Raw genomic sequence first — 14,685 nt, forward strand, 5'->3', positions numbered from 1 at the left:
CCCCGGGCCGCCGAGCCCGCCGAGCCCACCGGCGGCCGCCGCCGGTGCGCCGCCGAACGATCCGACCGACGTCGCCCACGTGGGCAACCGGCTGTTCATCTGCTATCGCAACTCGGGTCTCGCGTTCAGCGACGACAATGGCACCAACTACACGTGGGTCGCGCTCCCGGTCCCGGCGGGCCAGAGCATCCAGGGACGGCTGAGCCTGGCGGTCAACGACGACAACGACCGCGTCTACGTGCTCGGCGAGACCACCGCCGGCGGCGGCACACCGACCGTCTGGCAGGTGAACAATCCCGGCGCTCCCGCGCCGGCCCCGGTTGCACTGGCCGGCGCCCCGGCGGCGGCGCAACTCTGGCGCAACCAGCGCGACTACGACCAGGCGATCGTGGTCACCACCCACACCGACCCCGGCTCGCCGCCACCACCGGCGCCGCAGGCCCGTATCGACCGGGTGTACATCGCCGGTTCGCTCTACCGGTCACCCGCGAATCCCAACAGCTCGGCGCCGTTGCTGGCGTGGAACGCCGCGATCTACGCGTGGGATGTCGTCCCGCCACCACCGGCGCCGCAGCCGCCGGCTCCGGCACCGCCCGCGGTGCCGCTCGCGGCGGCGACGCTCAATCCGGCGCGTGGGGTGTCGGATCAACCGGGTGGCACCACCGATGCGACCGCGGTCGTGGGGCTCGTCGGCGAGAACGTGCACCCCGATGTGCACGCGCTGCACAAGGCCACCAACCCCGACCAGAGCCGGCAGATCTGGGTCGGCTGCGACGGCGGCGTCTTCGCGTCGTTCCTCAACGGGCAGAGCAACACCTTCGTGTCGCGCAACGTCGGGCTGGCGTCGATCGAGGCGGGGTTCATCGCCTCGCACCCCACGTCGAGCGGGTTCGCGATGCTCGGTTGCCAAGACAACGGCCGCCAGATCCGGGTCGGCGAGTCGGTGTGGGAGGTCAAGACCACCATGCAGGGCGACGGCGGCGGTGTGGCGTTCCACCCGGTCCGCTCCGAGTACGTGCTCGGCCAGTTCGCTCGCGCCGCGTGGGCGTGCGACCCGTCGCACAACTACGTCCGCCCGCTCGTCGCGGACAATCCGGCGAACCTGAACCCCGACCTCGAGGCAGGGGCGTCGGAGTTCTACTCGGGCATCGACACGATCGTCCAGCCGGCCGGCAATCGGGCCCGGATCGCCCTGGGCACCACACGGGTCTGGATCACCGACGACCTCGGCACCGCCAACCCCAACACGTGGCGCGTCCTGCCGATCACGCCCGGCACGCCGCCGGCGGCGGCTGCTGCGATCGACCCTCGGCCCGCCCGCATTCCGAACCCTCCGCTCGCGGCCTTCGGCGTGCCGGGTCTCGGGTCGGTCATCACGGTCAAGTGGGTCAATCCGACGACGCTGCTCGCGCTGTACCAACTGGGTGTGGTCCGCTACACCGAGACCGGGGCGGGCACGAACCAGTGGACCGGCGTGATCGTGTTCCAGATCGGCGGGGCCGCGCCGGCTGCGCCGCTGGTGCTTCCCGCCGCGGGGAACACGTTCACCGACATCGCGCCGGTGCCGGGCACGAACGACTTCTACCTGGTGTGCAACGGTCAGACTGCCCCCGGCTCCCCCGCGGTCCCGGCGATCCCGAACCCACCGGGGCCACCGATCCCCGCTCAACCGGCGGTGCCGCCGACGCGGGCGGCTGACACCTGTTTCTACTGGGACAACACGGCCGGTGGGTTCCGCCTGACCGGCCTCACGAATGCGCTGGCCGGGCTGATCCCGTTGGTCAGCCCGATCGACCCGGCGTACTCGGTGGTGGTCCACCCCACCAACGCCAATCAGGTGTTCGTCGGCACGGTCACCGGCGTGTGGCAGTCGACGCGTGGCCCGGCGCCGGGCAACGCCCATGGCCCCTGGACCACGCTCGTCAACGGACTCCCCGAGTCGGCCGTGCAGGACCTGTCGTTCTGGACCGACCCGGCGGGAGCGGCCGGCTCGCCGGTCCTGCTCCGCGCCGCAACGCAGTCGCGCGGTGTGTGGGAGGTCGACCTCGCCAACGCCGAGCCCCGACGGACCTACGTGCGGGTCCACGCCCGCGACGACCGGCGGATCCTGCCGACCTCGCTCGCGAACCCGCGGCGACGGACCACCGCACCACCGGTCTCGGCGACCGCGTCGCCCGACATCGTCATCCGGCCCGAGGCACCGGTCACGAACACGCCCTCGTTCCGCGGCACGAACCTCGTCAACGGTTCGCTGACGTATCAGCTCTGGACGTTCCAGACCGCGTTCCGCTGGCTGTATCCCGCGGTCATTCCGGACGGTCGCTGGACCGACCAGTTCGGTGATCTGGTGGAGCGCCATCGGCGGCTGGTCGGCGTCCCGAACCCCGGCCAGCGGCGCGTCGACCGCCCGCTGTGGGACGCGGTCATGGCCGCCGCCGTCGACGAGAACGGTGCCCCTGGCGTGTACCGCGCACCATGGCAGAACGGGCTCGTGCCGGCGCTGCCGGCGACCGAACTGGACATGATCGAGAGCGTCGTGCCGCGACGCGACGCGAACGACGTCTGGCAGGTGTACCGCGAGCGGTCGACCGTCGACGTGCTGGTCCACCACCGCGACACCCGCCCGATCGGAGCGAACGGGACCGGGGTGGCGTTGCTGTTCCGCAGCGGGCCGAGCGCCGCCGCGCTGAGCGCCGCCGACTGCACCGGCATCCCGGCGTACGCGCAGAGCCTGTTCACCGTCAACCCGATCGCGGTGCCGGCCGGGTGGACCGCGGTGCAAGCCGCCGACGGCACCGATCTGCACCGGTTGGCGATCCCGCTCCAGGCTCGCATGCCGCGCGCCGTGTCGATCAACGTCGATCTGTCGGGGATCACGCCGGGGCACCGGGTGATCTTGTTGGCCCTGGCGGGGTCGACGATCGACCAGTTCTCCGCACCGACCGCCGGGCCGATCGACAGGGTCGATCGCTTCGTGCGACACTGGCCCCATGCCGCGGCGCGGCTCATCTCGGTGTGGCGACGCCCCGGCAACCAGCTCTTCTAGACCCACGATCGTCCCGGAGGCGCCCATGTCCACCCAGTCCGACGAAACGACTCCCGCCGGCGAGATGCACGAGTGCGTGCCGGTCGAACCGCACCGTCCGCGCACTGGCGCGCGGGCAGAGTCGCGGTCGCGGTCGGCGGACGAACCCGGTCACGATCTCGGTCCTGATCTCGACGCACGCGAGGCGGGCACGAGCCCCGCGCGCAAACCACCCGGGCCTCCGGTCCGTCGTGGCCGTGCCGACGATGCCGACGCGCCGCTCGACGCGACCACCTCAGCGGCATCGCCCGACGTGCCCGAGGCCGTACGCGACGGTGCCGACGACGACGCTGGAGACGGTGCTGACCACGACGGTGCGGGCGAGTCGTGACCACGGTCGTCGACATCGCGCAGTTGGGACGGCCCGAGACCGGGTCGAGCACGGGCACGGTGTGCGAACCGAGCGTCGCCGTGTCGGGTCATCGGCGGATGATCACCGGCAACTGGTTCGCTTCGCGCTCGACCGACGGCGGGACCACCTGGGAACACGTCGACCCCTTCACCGAGTTCCCGGCGTCGGGGCCCGGGTTCTGCTGCGACCAGTTGGTGCACTACAGCCGGTCCCGCCGGCTGTGGATCTGGCTGCTCCAGTACCGCAAGGACGGCGCCGGGAACATCGTCCGGATCGCGGTCAGCTCCACGGGGGCGCCCGGGACGTGGACCTGGTGGGACACCCGGCCGACCGACGTGGATCCGGCATGGGACGACGTGTGGTTCGACTATCCCGATCTGGTCGAGACCGATGACAAGCTGGCGGTGTCGTTCAACGTGTTCGGGGTCGCCGACGACCGGTGGCGCCGGGCGGTCGTGTTGCGGTTCTCACTCGACGAGCTCAAGGCGCGAGGTGCGATCGGGCGCGAGGCATGGTCGACCGATCGGATCGGTTCGCTGCGCTTCGCCAAGGGCGCGGGCGCCGATGCGGTGTTCGCCGGCCACGATCCGACCCAGTTCGCGGTCGTGGTGTTCTCGTGGGCGGACAGCGCCGCCGATGCCGCCGCGGTCCAGCCCACCTCGGTGCCGGTGCGAGCGTGGAACCAGGGTCCGTACCTGGCGGCGAGTCCCGACGGTGGGCGCTGGCTCGACCGACTCGATGACCGGATCACCGCGGGCTGGCGGACCGACGACCAGATCGGGTTCGCGTGGTCGGCGTCGGCCGATGCGACCCATCCGTTGCCGTTCGTGCGCGTCGTGCGATTGCGGCCCGACGACCTGACGGTGATCGACGAGCCCGACCTCTGGAGCAGCGACTGTGCGTGGGCGTACCCGGCGGCGGCCGCGAACGGGCGCGGCGACGTGGGGGTGACCGCGTTCTGTGGTGGGGGATCATCGTTCCCGGCCCATGCCGTCGGATGGCTCGACCCCGACGTCGGCACCTGGGTGATGACGACTGCCACCGCATCGACCCACGGCCCCGGCGACGGCAAATGGGGTGACTACATCGACCTGCTCCCCGACCCGACCCGTACCACCTACTGGATCGCGTCGGGTTTCACCCTCGACGGCGGCAACGCCCGCACCAACGTCCGCCCCCAGGTCGTCACCTTCAAACCCTGACACCACCGCGCAGGTTGAACCCGCCCGCCGCGCAAGATTCTCGTCGCGATTCTCCCCGCCTCCCGCACAAGAACGCGACCAGAAGAATGGTCATCGCTCGGTCAGAGCAGTTCCTTGGTGAAACTGTCGGTGACGAAGAAGTCGTAGGTGTTGCGTCGGACCTTCTCGACGTACGCCCGGTTCAGCCTGCCGACGACTTTGATGACCTTCATGTCTCGCTGAAGGCCGTCCAATTGCTCGAGCACGTTCTCGCGCTCGAGCGGCTCGCCGACACCTCGTTCGGCCATTCCGGCATTGAACGTCTCGATGATGGCGTCGAGCCAGCGCTCTTGCCCGAGGCGAACAGCACTGAGCGCCGAGTGGGCGAGATTGCCGTTCGGGGTGCGGAAGTCGCGCATCACCTTCTCGGCGGCCTTGATCGCCACGGGCCGCAGCACGGCGGGAAACGCGCTCTTGAACACGCCCAACCGGTAGTCCGGTTCGCCGTCTGCATGAAAGACGAACGGCGTACCGCAGTCGAAGAGCGCGAGTCGCTCTCCATCCCACGCGAAGTTCGAGAGCTGCGAATCGATCACCTGTCGACCATCGACCATCGCGTCGAGCGCCGCATCACGAACGGCGACCAGCATCGGATGATCGACGACGGGATCGGTGTCCTCCAGGATCTTCTCGACGAGCTGGGAACGAGTGAACAACGGTTGAATCAGGAACGGGACCAGTCGACCGTCCGGTCCCCCTTCGATGATTCGTTTCTCGGTTGGGGCGATGGACACGAACGGTGCCAGCAACTCCTCGTACGCACGGAGGAAGTCGAACCACTCGTCGATCTCTTCGCGCGTGACACACGAGCCCAGCCGCTTGACCACGGCAACCGGATCATCGGCTGGATGGGCGACAGCCACCCCGGTCTCGCCGTAGCCGATGACCTTCAGCGTCCCGAAACTCCTCTCCGCCATCGCAGCCTGCAGATCGACCTCGAGCGCAGCCAGATCGTCGTCGGTCACTGTCGGAACTCGGTCAGGAAGGCTCATCGATCAATCGTCCCGGCCGGAGCGTCGGTGTTCGATGCGACGAACTCGGCGATGTCGCGGTGGACCTTCATGGCGAGCTGGGTGCCGTCAGCGACCGAGAACCATCCGTGCATCGCGCCGAGGTAGTCGCGGTGGACGACGGGTACGCCTGCTGCTTGGAGGGCATCCCGGTAGAGCGCCCCTTCCTGACGGAAGAGGTCGAATTCCGCGGTCACGATCAACGCGGGAGCGAGGTCGGCGTGAGAGTTCGCCAACAAGGGAGCGAAGGCGACGTTGGTGCGGTCATCGCTGCGCGGCACGTACAGGTCGTAGAACCACTGGATCTCGGCTTTGGTCAGGAACGGCGACGAGAAGTCGTCGAAGTACGGCGCCTCGGAGTCCCCCGAGACGCTCGGATACAGCAGGATCTGACCGGCGAGTTCGATGTCGTGATCACGGGCCCGCAGCGCCATCACGGCTGCCAAGTTCGCCCCCGCGCTGTCTCCGGCGACATACAACGACGCTCGCTCGCTCCTGAGCTCATCCCGATGGTCTGTTGCCCAACGCAGCGCCGTCCAGGCATCGTCGACGGCGGCGGGAAAGGGGTGTTCAGGAGCGAGGCGGTAGCCGACCGACAAGACGGCGGCGCCGGTCGTCGACGCGAGCCGGCGCAACGGCGCGTCGTAGTCGTCGATCGAGCCGACGGTCCACCCGCCACCGTGGAAGTACACGATGACCTCGCTCGCGGACGCGCCGTTGAGGTAGAGCCGGGCAGGGATCGAGCCCTCGGCCGATTCGATCTCGATGTCCCGCACCTGTTCGACCGACGGGCCCGACTGACCGGCCTTGGCGGCTGCAGCGAACCCCTGGCGCGCGACGTCGACGCCGAGTTCGGGCAGAGGTGGACGAGGCTGCGACGCCCTGGCCTCGACGATGCGCCGCATCTCGGGGGTCAACCGGACGTGCACCGACTCGAGCGAACGGTGGCGCTGGTCGTCCTCGGGTGTGGGTTCGAGTGCCTTGCCATCGACGAGGAGGCCCGGAAGGTGCGCCGTCGTACGCCAATCGCGGAGGATCTCGAAGAAGTCGAGCGCAGTGCCGGCGAATTCGTGTTCCCAGAATCCCTTCGCGCCGCCCTCACCGCCCTCGCCGTTGTAGTAGCCGGGGGTGCACGACCCGAGGAAGTCACGCCTGTTCTCGACGCCTGACAGCCGGACGCGTTCGACCCAGGCTGCCTCGGATTCGGCGGTGACCTCGATGACCTCCGCGTCGAGCTCGTGACCGCGGCCGAGTGTGTGCGCGATGTGCTGGGCCTGTTCGTCGAGTGTCTGGGTCAGGTTGATGCCGGTCGAGCCCTGGATCGTGCTGGTGAAGAACAGGTTGGGAAAGTCAGCCGCTTGGATCCCGAAGAACGTGCTGGGCCCATCGGCCCACTTCTCGGAGAGCTGGACGCCGTCGGCGCCGATGATGTCGTAGCCGGCACGGCGGGTGTAGGTCGTGCCGACCTCGAACCCGGTCGCGAAGATGATGCAGTCGACCTCGTAGTGGGTGCCATCGACGACGAACCCGGTCTCGTCGATCCGCTCGACACCTTGCCCGCCGGTGTCGACGAGGGTCACGTTTGCCCGGTTGAACGTCGGAAGGTAGTCGTCGTGGAAGGCTGGCCGCTTGCAGAGCTTGCGGTAGTACGGCTTCAGCAGCTCGGCCGTCTCCGGGTCCTCGACGGAACGCTCGACGCGGTCGCGGATCGATTGCATCGACTCGAAGTCGGCCAGCTCGACGAGCTCAGGGAGGTCATCGACCGTCGCCTCGCCGCTTGCGATCTTGGCGGCGACGCCGCTCCTCAGCCGGCGGGTGAGGTCGCACCACAGGTCGTCGACGAGATCTTCGGGCTCGTTCCGCATCGACCACAATGCCAGGAAGTTGTCGGCTCGGTGGCGCTGCCAACCCGGTTCGAGCGCGGCGGCCCACTCGGGGTCGGTCGGCTCGTTGTTGCGCGCGTCCACCGCACTCGGGGTGCGCTGCACGACGTAGAGATGCTCGGCGCCTCGAGCGACGTGAGGCACGCATTGCAGCGCGGTCGCCCCGGTACCGATCACCGCGACCTTCTTGTCACCCAGACGATCGAGCTCACCGTGCTGATCACCGCCCGTGTAGTCGTAGTCCCAGCGCGACGTGTGGAACATGTGGCCACCGAAGGTCGTGATGCCGGGGATGCCTGGCAGCTTGGGTCGGTTCAGTGGACCGTTCGCCATCACGACGTGCCGTGCCCGCATCGCGTCGCCGTGATCGGTGTGAACGGTCCACTCCTTCGCGGTCGGATCCCACGCGACTTCGGTCACTTCGGTGGAGAACACCGCCTGGTCGTACAGGTCGAAGTGGTCGGCGATTCGCTCGCAGTGCTGGCGGATCTCGTCGCCGTACGAGTACTTGAGTGACGGCATGTAGCCCGTCTCCTCCAGCAGAGGGAGGTAGATGTAGGACTCGATGTCGCACTGGACGCCCGGGTAGCGGTTCCAGTACCACGTGCCCCCGACATCGCTGCCCTTCTCCACGATCCGCAGATCTTCGACCCCGGCTGCCTTGAGGCGCCCCGCAACGGTCAACCCTCCGAACCCGCCTCCGATGATCAGGACCTCGGTCCAGTCGGTGATGGGCTCGGCCCTGGTGCTCTCGCCGCCGTATGGGTCGGCCCCGAGGTCCTCGAGATCGCCGGCGATCGCCGTGAACTGATCGTTGCCGTCCCGGCGGATGCGCTTGTCCCGCTCGGCGACGTATTTCGCGCGTACTTCGTCCAGTGTGCTTTTCGAGTCGAGCATCGTGAGTCCCCTTCGAGGTCCAGCAGGCGAAGTCCCGCAGGATTGGACATCTTGGCACTTTATTTGCATCTGTGCAAATATGTTGGGATGAGCGACTCCGATGTGGCCACCCGTCCCCGCGCCAGCCAGGCCGAACGCGTCGCGAACTCCCGCGAGCGCTTGCTCGACGCCGCCGCCACCCTGTTCGTCGAACACGGCTATCACGCCACCACCGCTGGGGACATCGCCACCCGAGCCGGCTACAGCCGCGAGATGGTCAGGGTCCGATTCGGGTCGAAGCTCGGCCTCGCCCAAACCCTCATCCGCATCGACTACCGCCAGAGCCTCGAGATCGAACGCACCGGCGAGATGAGCGGCATCGATGTGCTGAGAGCCAAGGCGGATCGACTCGCCGAACTCGGCCGAACAGCACCGATCCGGGTACGCGCGGCGTTCGTCCTCGGCTTCGAGTCAGCAACATCGGCTCGCGAACTCGAACCCGAGTTCGGCCCATGGATGACACTCGTCGAGGCCCATTTCGTCGCCGACGTCGAGCGGGCGATCGCTGACGGATCAGCCCGCAACGTCGATGCGACCAGGACCGGGCAACTGCTGATGACCGCCGCCACCGGCGGCGCGTACACCGCCCTTCGATCAGGAGACACGGCAGCTGCCGCAGACGCATTCCAAACAGTTCTCGACCTCATCGCGAACGACCCCCGGTCATGAGCTGCGGTTCCACCGCCGCTCCGAGGACCACTCGTCTGCGCATGTGGACAACGAAAGAAGCCCTGGCAGATCTTGCGATCTACCAGGGCTTCCAAATGGTGGCGGGGGCAGGATTTGAACCTGCGACCTTCGGGTTATGAGCCCGACGAGCTACCGAACTGCTCCACCCCGCGTCGAGGTGGCTTCATACAGTAGCGGCGGTTGTCCACGGCGACAACCGGTGTGGCGAGACAGCGAGTCGTAGCGGTTGTCGGGCAGCGGCGACCGTCACTGCGGTCCGCGCCGGCTCGACGACGAACCGGTTCCAGAGTCGGTCGTTCCACCGGTCCGCACGCTCGCGAATCGACGCCTCGAGGTCACGCAGTGACACGTCGTACGCGTCGGTCACATGCCGGTTCGACCACAACGCACTCGTCAGTTCGGCGGGTCCCCACTCGGGATGGAACTGCACCCCACGCACCGAACCCATCTCGAACGCCTGCACCGGCGTCAGGTCCGACGACATGACCACGTCACCTCCGCCACGCATCACCGACCGACGTTCGATCTGGTGATGGTGAAACGACGACACCACGTGCTCCGTACCGCTTTCTCGGTCACGAACCTCGATCAGTCCCGCATGAAGGCCATCGCGATGCGGCACGACCGCGCGCTCCCCGAACAGCACCCGGGCGAGCAGTTGTGCGCCGAAACAGATCCCGATGATCGCTGCTTCACCCGCAAGCGCACGGTCGATCACTCCCGAGAGCTGCTCGGCGGAGCGGACAAGCCAGTCGACCGGATCGTCGGTGGAGGTGTTCCCGCCGCTGACCACATGGGCAGGGGCGGCTAGTTCGGTCGCGGTGGGCGCTCGCTCGGGCAATGGGACGACTGCGACGACGAACCCAGCCGCCTCCAGTCGCCTGGCGAGGGGGTCGCCGTAGCCGTCGAACGGACCGACTTCACCGTCGCCTTCCCACACGACGACGTCGGGCGCACTGGCACCGGGTCGCGGCCTCCGGTCGCACTCCCCGAACGGTGCGATGATCGATCCCGTCATCGAAACATCGTCCACCACTTCGATGTCGCACCGAGGCCGGGCGTGTGAACACTCTGTGACTTGAGCGCCGAGACGCCGAGGCCGTTCTGACCGACGTCGCTCGCTGACCGCACCGCTGACCGATCCTTCGGCCCGCCCGACGGATGGGTAGCGTGCTGCGGTGACGAACGCCGAGGCGCTGCCCCCGATGTCGGGCTCGGTCGACGACAGCCGCGACCTCTCGGCGGGACTGATCGGCGCGGCGATCGCGGTGTGCGCGTGGTCGACCGGAACGGTTCTCGCCAAGGGCATCGACATGGGCGGGCTCGCGATCGGCACCTACCGCTTCTGGATGTTCAGCCTCGCCCTCATCCTCTGGATGAAGCTGCGCGGACAGACGTTCAATCTCCACTCGATCAAGGCGACGACGTTCGGCGGGATCGCCCTCGGCGCCGACATCGCGTTCTTCTTCTCGGCGGTGAAGGAGACGAGCATCGTCAACGCGACGATCATCGGCTCGCTCCAGCCGATCCTCGTCGGCATCATCGCCGCCCGATTCTTCGGTGAGAAGATCCGCGCGAAGGACGCTCTCTGGTCACTGGTCGCGCTCGCCGGTGTGATCGTCGTCGTCACCACGTCGACCGGCGACGACGTCAGCAGCCTCCGCGGCGACCTGCTCGCAGCTGCCGCGATGTTCTCGTGGAGCGCCTACTTCATCGCCTCCAAGCGTTCGAAGGGTCGCGTCACCCCGACGGAGTTCACGGCGGGCACCGCGCTGTGGACGGCGGTCATCGTCACCCCGCTCGGGTTCCTCTTCGGTCAGGACATGTCGTGGCCGTCGGCCGAGAACTGGCTGTTGCTGATCGCGATGGCGGTCGGGTCGGGCATCGTCGGCCACGTCCTGATGAACTGGTCGCTCGTGCGGATTCCACTGTGGATCGGGTCGACGTTCACGCTGCTCATCCCGGTCTTCTCCGCGATCTTCGCGTGGATCTTCCTCGACGAACCGCTCGTGGCGCGCCAGATCATCGCGATGGCGGTCGTCATCGGCGCGCTGATGGTGATCGTGCGGAACCAGTCGGCGGCCGCCAAGTCCGAGCAACGTCGAATCTCCGACGCCACCACACCGGAGGTCACCACGTGATGCTCGCCGTCGACACCACCGAACTCATCGGATACGTCGCGTCGGCGCTCGTCGTCCTCGCGCTCACGATGCATTCGATCGTGCGCCTGCGGATCCTGTCGCTCTGCGGGTCGATCACCTTCTTCGTCTATGCGGTCCTGATCGAGTCGATTCCGATCATGATCACGAACGCGTGCATCGCCGCGATCAACCTCTGGTATCTGCGCGGCGAGTTCCTCGTCCGGATGTCGGACCGCGCCGACCTCGGCGCCTCCCAGATCCGGCCCGATTCACCGTTCCTGCGGGACTTCATCGAGTACCACTCCGACGACATCCACCGGTTCCAACCGTCGTTCTCGATGCCGCCGGGCGACGACGTCATGAGCCTGCTGCTCACCCGCGACGGCCTGCCGGCGGGTCTACTTGTCGGACGTCGCACGGACGACACACTCCGGATCGACCTCGACTACGTGATGCGCGAACACCGCGACTCGCGGCTCGGACGCTGGCTGTACGGCGCCGGCGCCCGGGTGTTCCGAGACGCCGGACTCACCCGACTCCGCGCCGATGCGAGTACCGAGGAACACGACCGCTATCTCCAGCGTGTCGGCTTCACCCGGACCGACGACGCCGGCGACTTCGAACTCCGCCTCTGACGATCACCTCCGCGACGTCAGGTGGAGAAGCTGGCGACGACGGGAGCGTGATCCGACTCGGGGTACTTCCGATCGTCGGCGAACGCGATCGACTCGTCGTGCAGGATCTCGTTGTGGATCTCCGAGCCGCGGTATCCACCGAGCATCGTGCGCGTGACCAGCATGTGGTCGATCATCTCGCCGCGCCCGTGGTGGAACAGCGTGTAGCGCGATGTCTCCGGGATCGTCTGCTCGATCGGCACCAGCACCCGACCCGCGAGGTCACCGTTCCCCGTCGACTCGACGTCACCGCGAATCGCGAGCACCGGCACCTCGTCGGGGTCGGCGTTGAAGTCCCCGGCCACGACGATCCACGCGTCCGGATCATCGTCGAGGATCTGGTCGACGAGTCGACGCACTTCGAGCGCCTGCGACATTCGTTTGAGCGAGGAGAGGAAGAACCCCTCGGCCCATCCCGACGCCGTGCGCCACGTGAAGTTGTCGACCTTCTGCCCCGGGATGTTGGTCGGTCGCTTGGACTTCAAATGGACGTTGACGACGTGGAGCATTCGCGTCTGCATCCCGTCCTCGCCGATGTCGATCTCGACGTGCTGGATCGGACGCTCGATCCCGATCGTGACCGCGTCGGCGTCGGGCGGTTCGGCCGTGAGCCGCTGGTACTTCGGTGGCGCCACGAAGTCGTTCCAGATCTGTCGCGCCCGGACCACCGGAAACTGCGACGCCACCACGAGGTTGCGTTGGTCGTAGGCCTCACCGGCCTGCGTCCGCGTCGTCACCAGCGTCGCGCCGGCGAGGTTCGTTCCTACAAGGAGCTCCTCGAGCGCGGCGAGGCCGCGCGGTTCACCCGCCCGCTCCTGACCATTGACCTCCTGGAAGCAGACGATGTCCGCCCGGAGTCGGTCGATCTGCGGGCGCATCAACGCGATGCGCTCGTCGAGCGTGGGACGCACACCCGCCGGCATCTCGTCCCAGTTCTCGAGGTTGAACGTCGCAACGCGGAACTCGCTCATGTCTCCCAGGGTCGCGCGCACTCGTCCGGGAGGCTCGAGATTTCGACGACGTGAACACCACGTCACGTGATCGCTCCAACACCACGAGCGCAACCCGGTCGGTCTAGGTTCGGTGCGGGCGTCGCGAAAGGAACAGGCAATGAAACGAATCGGTGTCGGACTCATGCTCGCGTCGGCGTTCGCGCTCGGCGCTCCGGTGGTGACCGCGGCGGAGGCCCCGCCCGGCGCGATCGACAACGTCGACTACCTGGGCACGGTCGACGACACCGACGGCGCCGTGGCGATCAACTTCCTCGAGTACAAGGGTCGCGGGAAACCCCGCGACGTGATGATGGTGTCGGGGACGTTCGGGCTCAAGAGCTACGACGTCTCCGATCCGACGGTGCCGATGCTCCTCGACGAACTCGACGAGAACGTGTTCAAACTGCCCGGTGATCCCGAGACGACCAACGTCCGTGCGTTCTGGCAGAACGAGGACATGGACGTCGACCCGAAGCGCAAACTCGTCATGATGGCGCGTGATCCCCGCGCCTACGACGGCAGCACGTCGAGTCCCGACGCAGTCGCAGGCGTCTACATCGTCGACGCCGCCGACCCGACCGCGCTCGAACTGAAGGTCTTCGAGGAGCTCCCCGTCGGACACACGTCGACGTGCATCAACGAGTGTGACTTCCTCTGGACGGGCGGACCTGCTTCGAACACGGAGCAGGCGGCGATCTGGCCAGGTGGACGCCCGATCTTCGCCACGGACATTCGCGACCTCGACAACGTGACCACGTCACCGGTGGCGATCGACACTGAGCGCTTCGACGGCGTCACGGCATACGCCCACGATGTGCAGGTCGACGAGCGCGGGATCGCCTGGGTGTCCGGGCGGGGTGGGGTACGCGGCTACCACACTAGCGGGAAGCATTGGGATCCGCTGCAGGAACGACGCCGCCGTGCGACCGCGTTCGATCCGATTCCGTTCGCAGGCGGCGGGATCTCGGAATCGGCGGCCCCGTCGTCGTTCCTCCACAACTCGGACCGCCCGCTCGGACGCAACAGCATCCCCGGCGCCGCCCGATACGGGTTCAAGCCGGGTGAGCTGATCCTGGCGACCGAGGAGGCGTTCGGCTCGAACACGTGCGACGGCGTGGGCGTGTTCGCCATCGCGTCGCTCGAGGGCAGCTACGACGGCGAAGGCTGGCGGTCGACGCCCGAGGATCCGTTCCGCCTCGAGACGGTGTCGACGTGGAGTCCGGCCGGCGAGGAGGGCACCGACATCGCCGCTCCCTTCTGCTCTGCGCACTACTTCGAACGCCAGAAGGAGATCGTCGCCTACTCGTGGTACGCACAGGGAACCCGCTTCCTCGACATCTCCGATCCGCGCAACCCGATCCAGATCGCGTACTACCGCCCCGACGACGCCGTGAGCTACGCGCCGTACTTCTACGAGGACGTCGTCTACGTCGCCGACATCTCACGCGGGATCGACATCCTCCGACTCGACAAGGACGCGAAGAAGGCACAGAAGCAGCGCAAGCCGGTCAAGGCACCGAAGCTGTCGCAGGCCGCCAAGCAGAACGTCGCCGCCTTGTCCAACCGCTTCGCCGCCGACAGCACGACGTCGTTCATCTGCATCATCCCGACCTGACCGTCATCCGATCCGGTCAACTCGTGAACAGTTCCCGCACGGAGCGCGGGAACTGTTCACGAGAAC

At 67.6% G+C, this 14,685-nt stretch carries 10 protein-coding genes, 1 tRNA gene and 1 pseudogene; 7 read left to right on the forward strand and 5 right to left on the reverse strand.

Annotated elements, in window-relative coordinates; all coding sequences use genetic code 11:
• The 3 genes and pseudogenes from ON45_RS22960 to ON45_RS05085 all read left to right on the forward strand — a co-directional run.
• Positions 1-3,046, forward strand: a pseudogene (locus tag ON45_RS22960) (hypothetical protein); the annotation flags it as partial.
• Between the two features lie 25 nt (positions 3,047-3,071).
• Complete coding sequence (locus ON45_RS05080; RefSeq protein WP_040492472.1) at positions 3,072-3,416, forward strand: hypothetical protein; 345 nt, start codon at positions 3,072-3,074, stop codon at positions 3,414-3,416.
• The gene (locus ON45_RS05085) at positions 3,413-4,639 is read left to right on the forward strand and encodes a hypothetical protein (protein ID WP_051062500.1); all 1,227 of its coding nucleotides are present in this window, start codon (positions 3,413-3,415) and stop codon (positions 4,637-4,639) included. Before ON45_RS05080 ends, ON45_RS05085 begins: the two co-directional genes overlap by 4 nt.
• Positions 4,640-4,740: 101 nt before the next feature.
• On the opposite strand, the gene ON45_RS05090 is transcribed toward ON45_RS05085, so the two are convergent.
• The gene (locus ON45_RS05090) at positions 4,741-5,670 is read right to left on the reverse strand and encodes a hypothetical protein (RefSeq protein ID WP_148288534.1); all 930 of its coding nucleotides are present in this window, start codon (positions 5,668-5,670) and stop codon (positions 4,741-4,743) included.
• Positions 5,667-8,468: a flavin-containing monooxygenase gene (locus tag ON45_RS22100; protein ID WP_083914382.1), complete on the reverse strand. Its 2,802-nt coding sequence runs from the start codon at positions 8,466-8,468 to the stop codon at positions 5,667-5,669. Before ON45_RS22100 ends, ON45_RS05090 begins: the two co-directional genes overlap by 4 nt.
• 87 nt (positions 8,469-8,555) lie before the next feature.
• Here ON45_RS22100 and ON45_RS21085 point away from each other — a divergent pair, with 87 nt between their 5' ends.
• Positions 8,556-9,176, forward strand: coding sequence for a TetR family transcriptional regulator (locus tag ON45_RS21085; RefSeq protein WP_051062502.1), 621 nt, complete (start codon positions 8,556-8,558; stop codon positions 9,174-9,176).
• 96 nt (positions 9,177-9,272) lie between these two features.
• On the opposite strand, the gene ON45_RS05105 is transcribed toward ON45_RS21085, so the two are convergent.
• Together ON45_RS05105 and ON45_RS05110 are read right to left on the reverse strand one after the other, a co-directional pair.
• A tRNA-Met gene (locus ON45_RS05105) sits at positions 9,273-9,349 on the reverse strand.
• 11 nt (positions 9,350-9,360) lie between these two features.
• Entirely contained in the window at positions 9,361-10,215 is an 855-nt protein-coding gene (locus ON45_RS05110; RefSeq protein WP_040492475.1) for a type 1 glutamine amidotransferase, read from the reverse strand.
• Positions 10,216-10,375: 160 nt separating this feature from the next.
• Here ON45_RS05110 and ON45_RS05115 point away from each other — a divergent pair, with 160 nt between their 5' ends.
• Positions 10,376-11,338: a DMT family transporter gene (locus ON45_RS05115; protein ID WP_040492477.1), complete on the forward strand. Its 963-nt coding sequence runs from the start codon at positions 10,376-10,378 to the stop codon at positions 11,336-11,338.
• Entirely contained in the window at positions 11,335-11,973 is a 639-nt protein-coding gene (locus ON45_RS05120; protein ID WP_148288535.1) for a GNAT family N-acetyltransferase, read from the forward strand. Before ON45_RS05115 ends, ON45_RS05120 begins: the two co-directional genes overlap by 4 nt.
• Before the next feature lie 17 nt (positions 11,974-11,990).
• Here ON45_RS05120 and ON45_RS05125 read toward each other — a convergent pair whose 3' ends face one another.
• The gene (locus tag ON45_RS05125; RefSeq protein WP_040492485.1) at positions 11,991-12,983 is read right to left on the reverse strand and encodes an endonuclease/exonuclease/phosphatase family protein; all 993 of its coding nucleotides are present in this window, start codon (positions 12,981-12,983) and stop codon (positions 11,991-11,993) included.
• A gap of 139 nt (positions 12,984-13,122) precedes the next feature.
• On the opposite strand from ON45_RS05125, the gene ON45_RS05130 reads away from it, so the two are divergent.
• Positions 13,123-14,619 carry an LVIVD repeat-containing protein gene (locus tag ON45_RS05130; protein ID WP_051062503.1) on the forward strand — a complete coding sequence of 499 codons (1,497 nt, stop codon included), beginning with the start codon at positions 13,123-13,125 and terminating at the stop codon, positions 14,617-14,619.
• Positions 14,620-14,685: the final 66 nt, after the last annotated feature.

The sequence above is a fragment of the Ilumatobacter nonamiensis YM16-303 genome (assembly GCF_000350145.1).
Taxonomy (GTDB): domain Bacteria; phylum Actinomycetota; class Acidimicrobiia; order Acidimicrobiales; family Ilumatobacteraceae; genus Ilumatobacter_A; species Ilumatobacter_A nonamiensis.

Bases quoted from the DNA above. Each gene is read 5' to 3' on its own strand.
- ON45_RS05080 (WP_040492472.1), top strand. From the start codon at position 3,072: ATGTCCACCCAGTCCGACGAAACGACTCCCGCCGGCGAGATGCACGAG.
- ON45_RS05090 (WP_148288534.1), bottom strand. From the start codon at position 5,670: ATGAGCCTTCCTGACCGAGTTCCGACAGTGACCGACGACGATCTGGCT.
- ON45_RS22100 (WP_083914382.1), bottom strand. From the start codon at position 8,468: ATGCTCGACTCGAAAAGCACACTGGACGAAGTACGCGCGAAATACGTC.
- ON45_RS21085 (WP_051062502.1), top strand. From the start codon at position 8,556: ATGAGCGACTCCGATGTGGCCACCCGTCCCCGCGCCAGCCAGGCCGAA.
- ON45_RS05110 (WP_040492475.1), bottom strand. From the start codon at position 10,215: ATGACGGGATCGATCATCGCACCGTTCGGGGAGTGCGACCGGAGGCCG.
- ON45_RS05125 (WP_040492485.1), bottom strand. From the start codon at position 12,983: ATGAGCGAGTTCCGCGTTGCGACGTTCAACCTCGAGAACTGGGACGAG.
- ON45_RS05130 (WP_051062503.1), top strand. From the start codon at position 13,123: ATGAAACGAATCGGTGTCGGACTCATGCTCGCGTCGGCGTTCGCGCTC.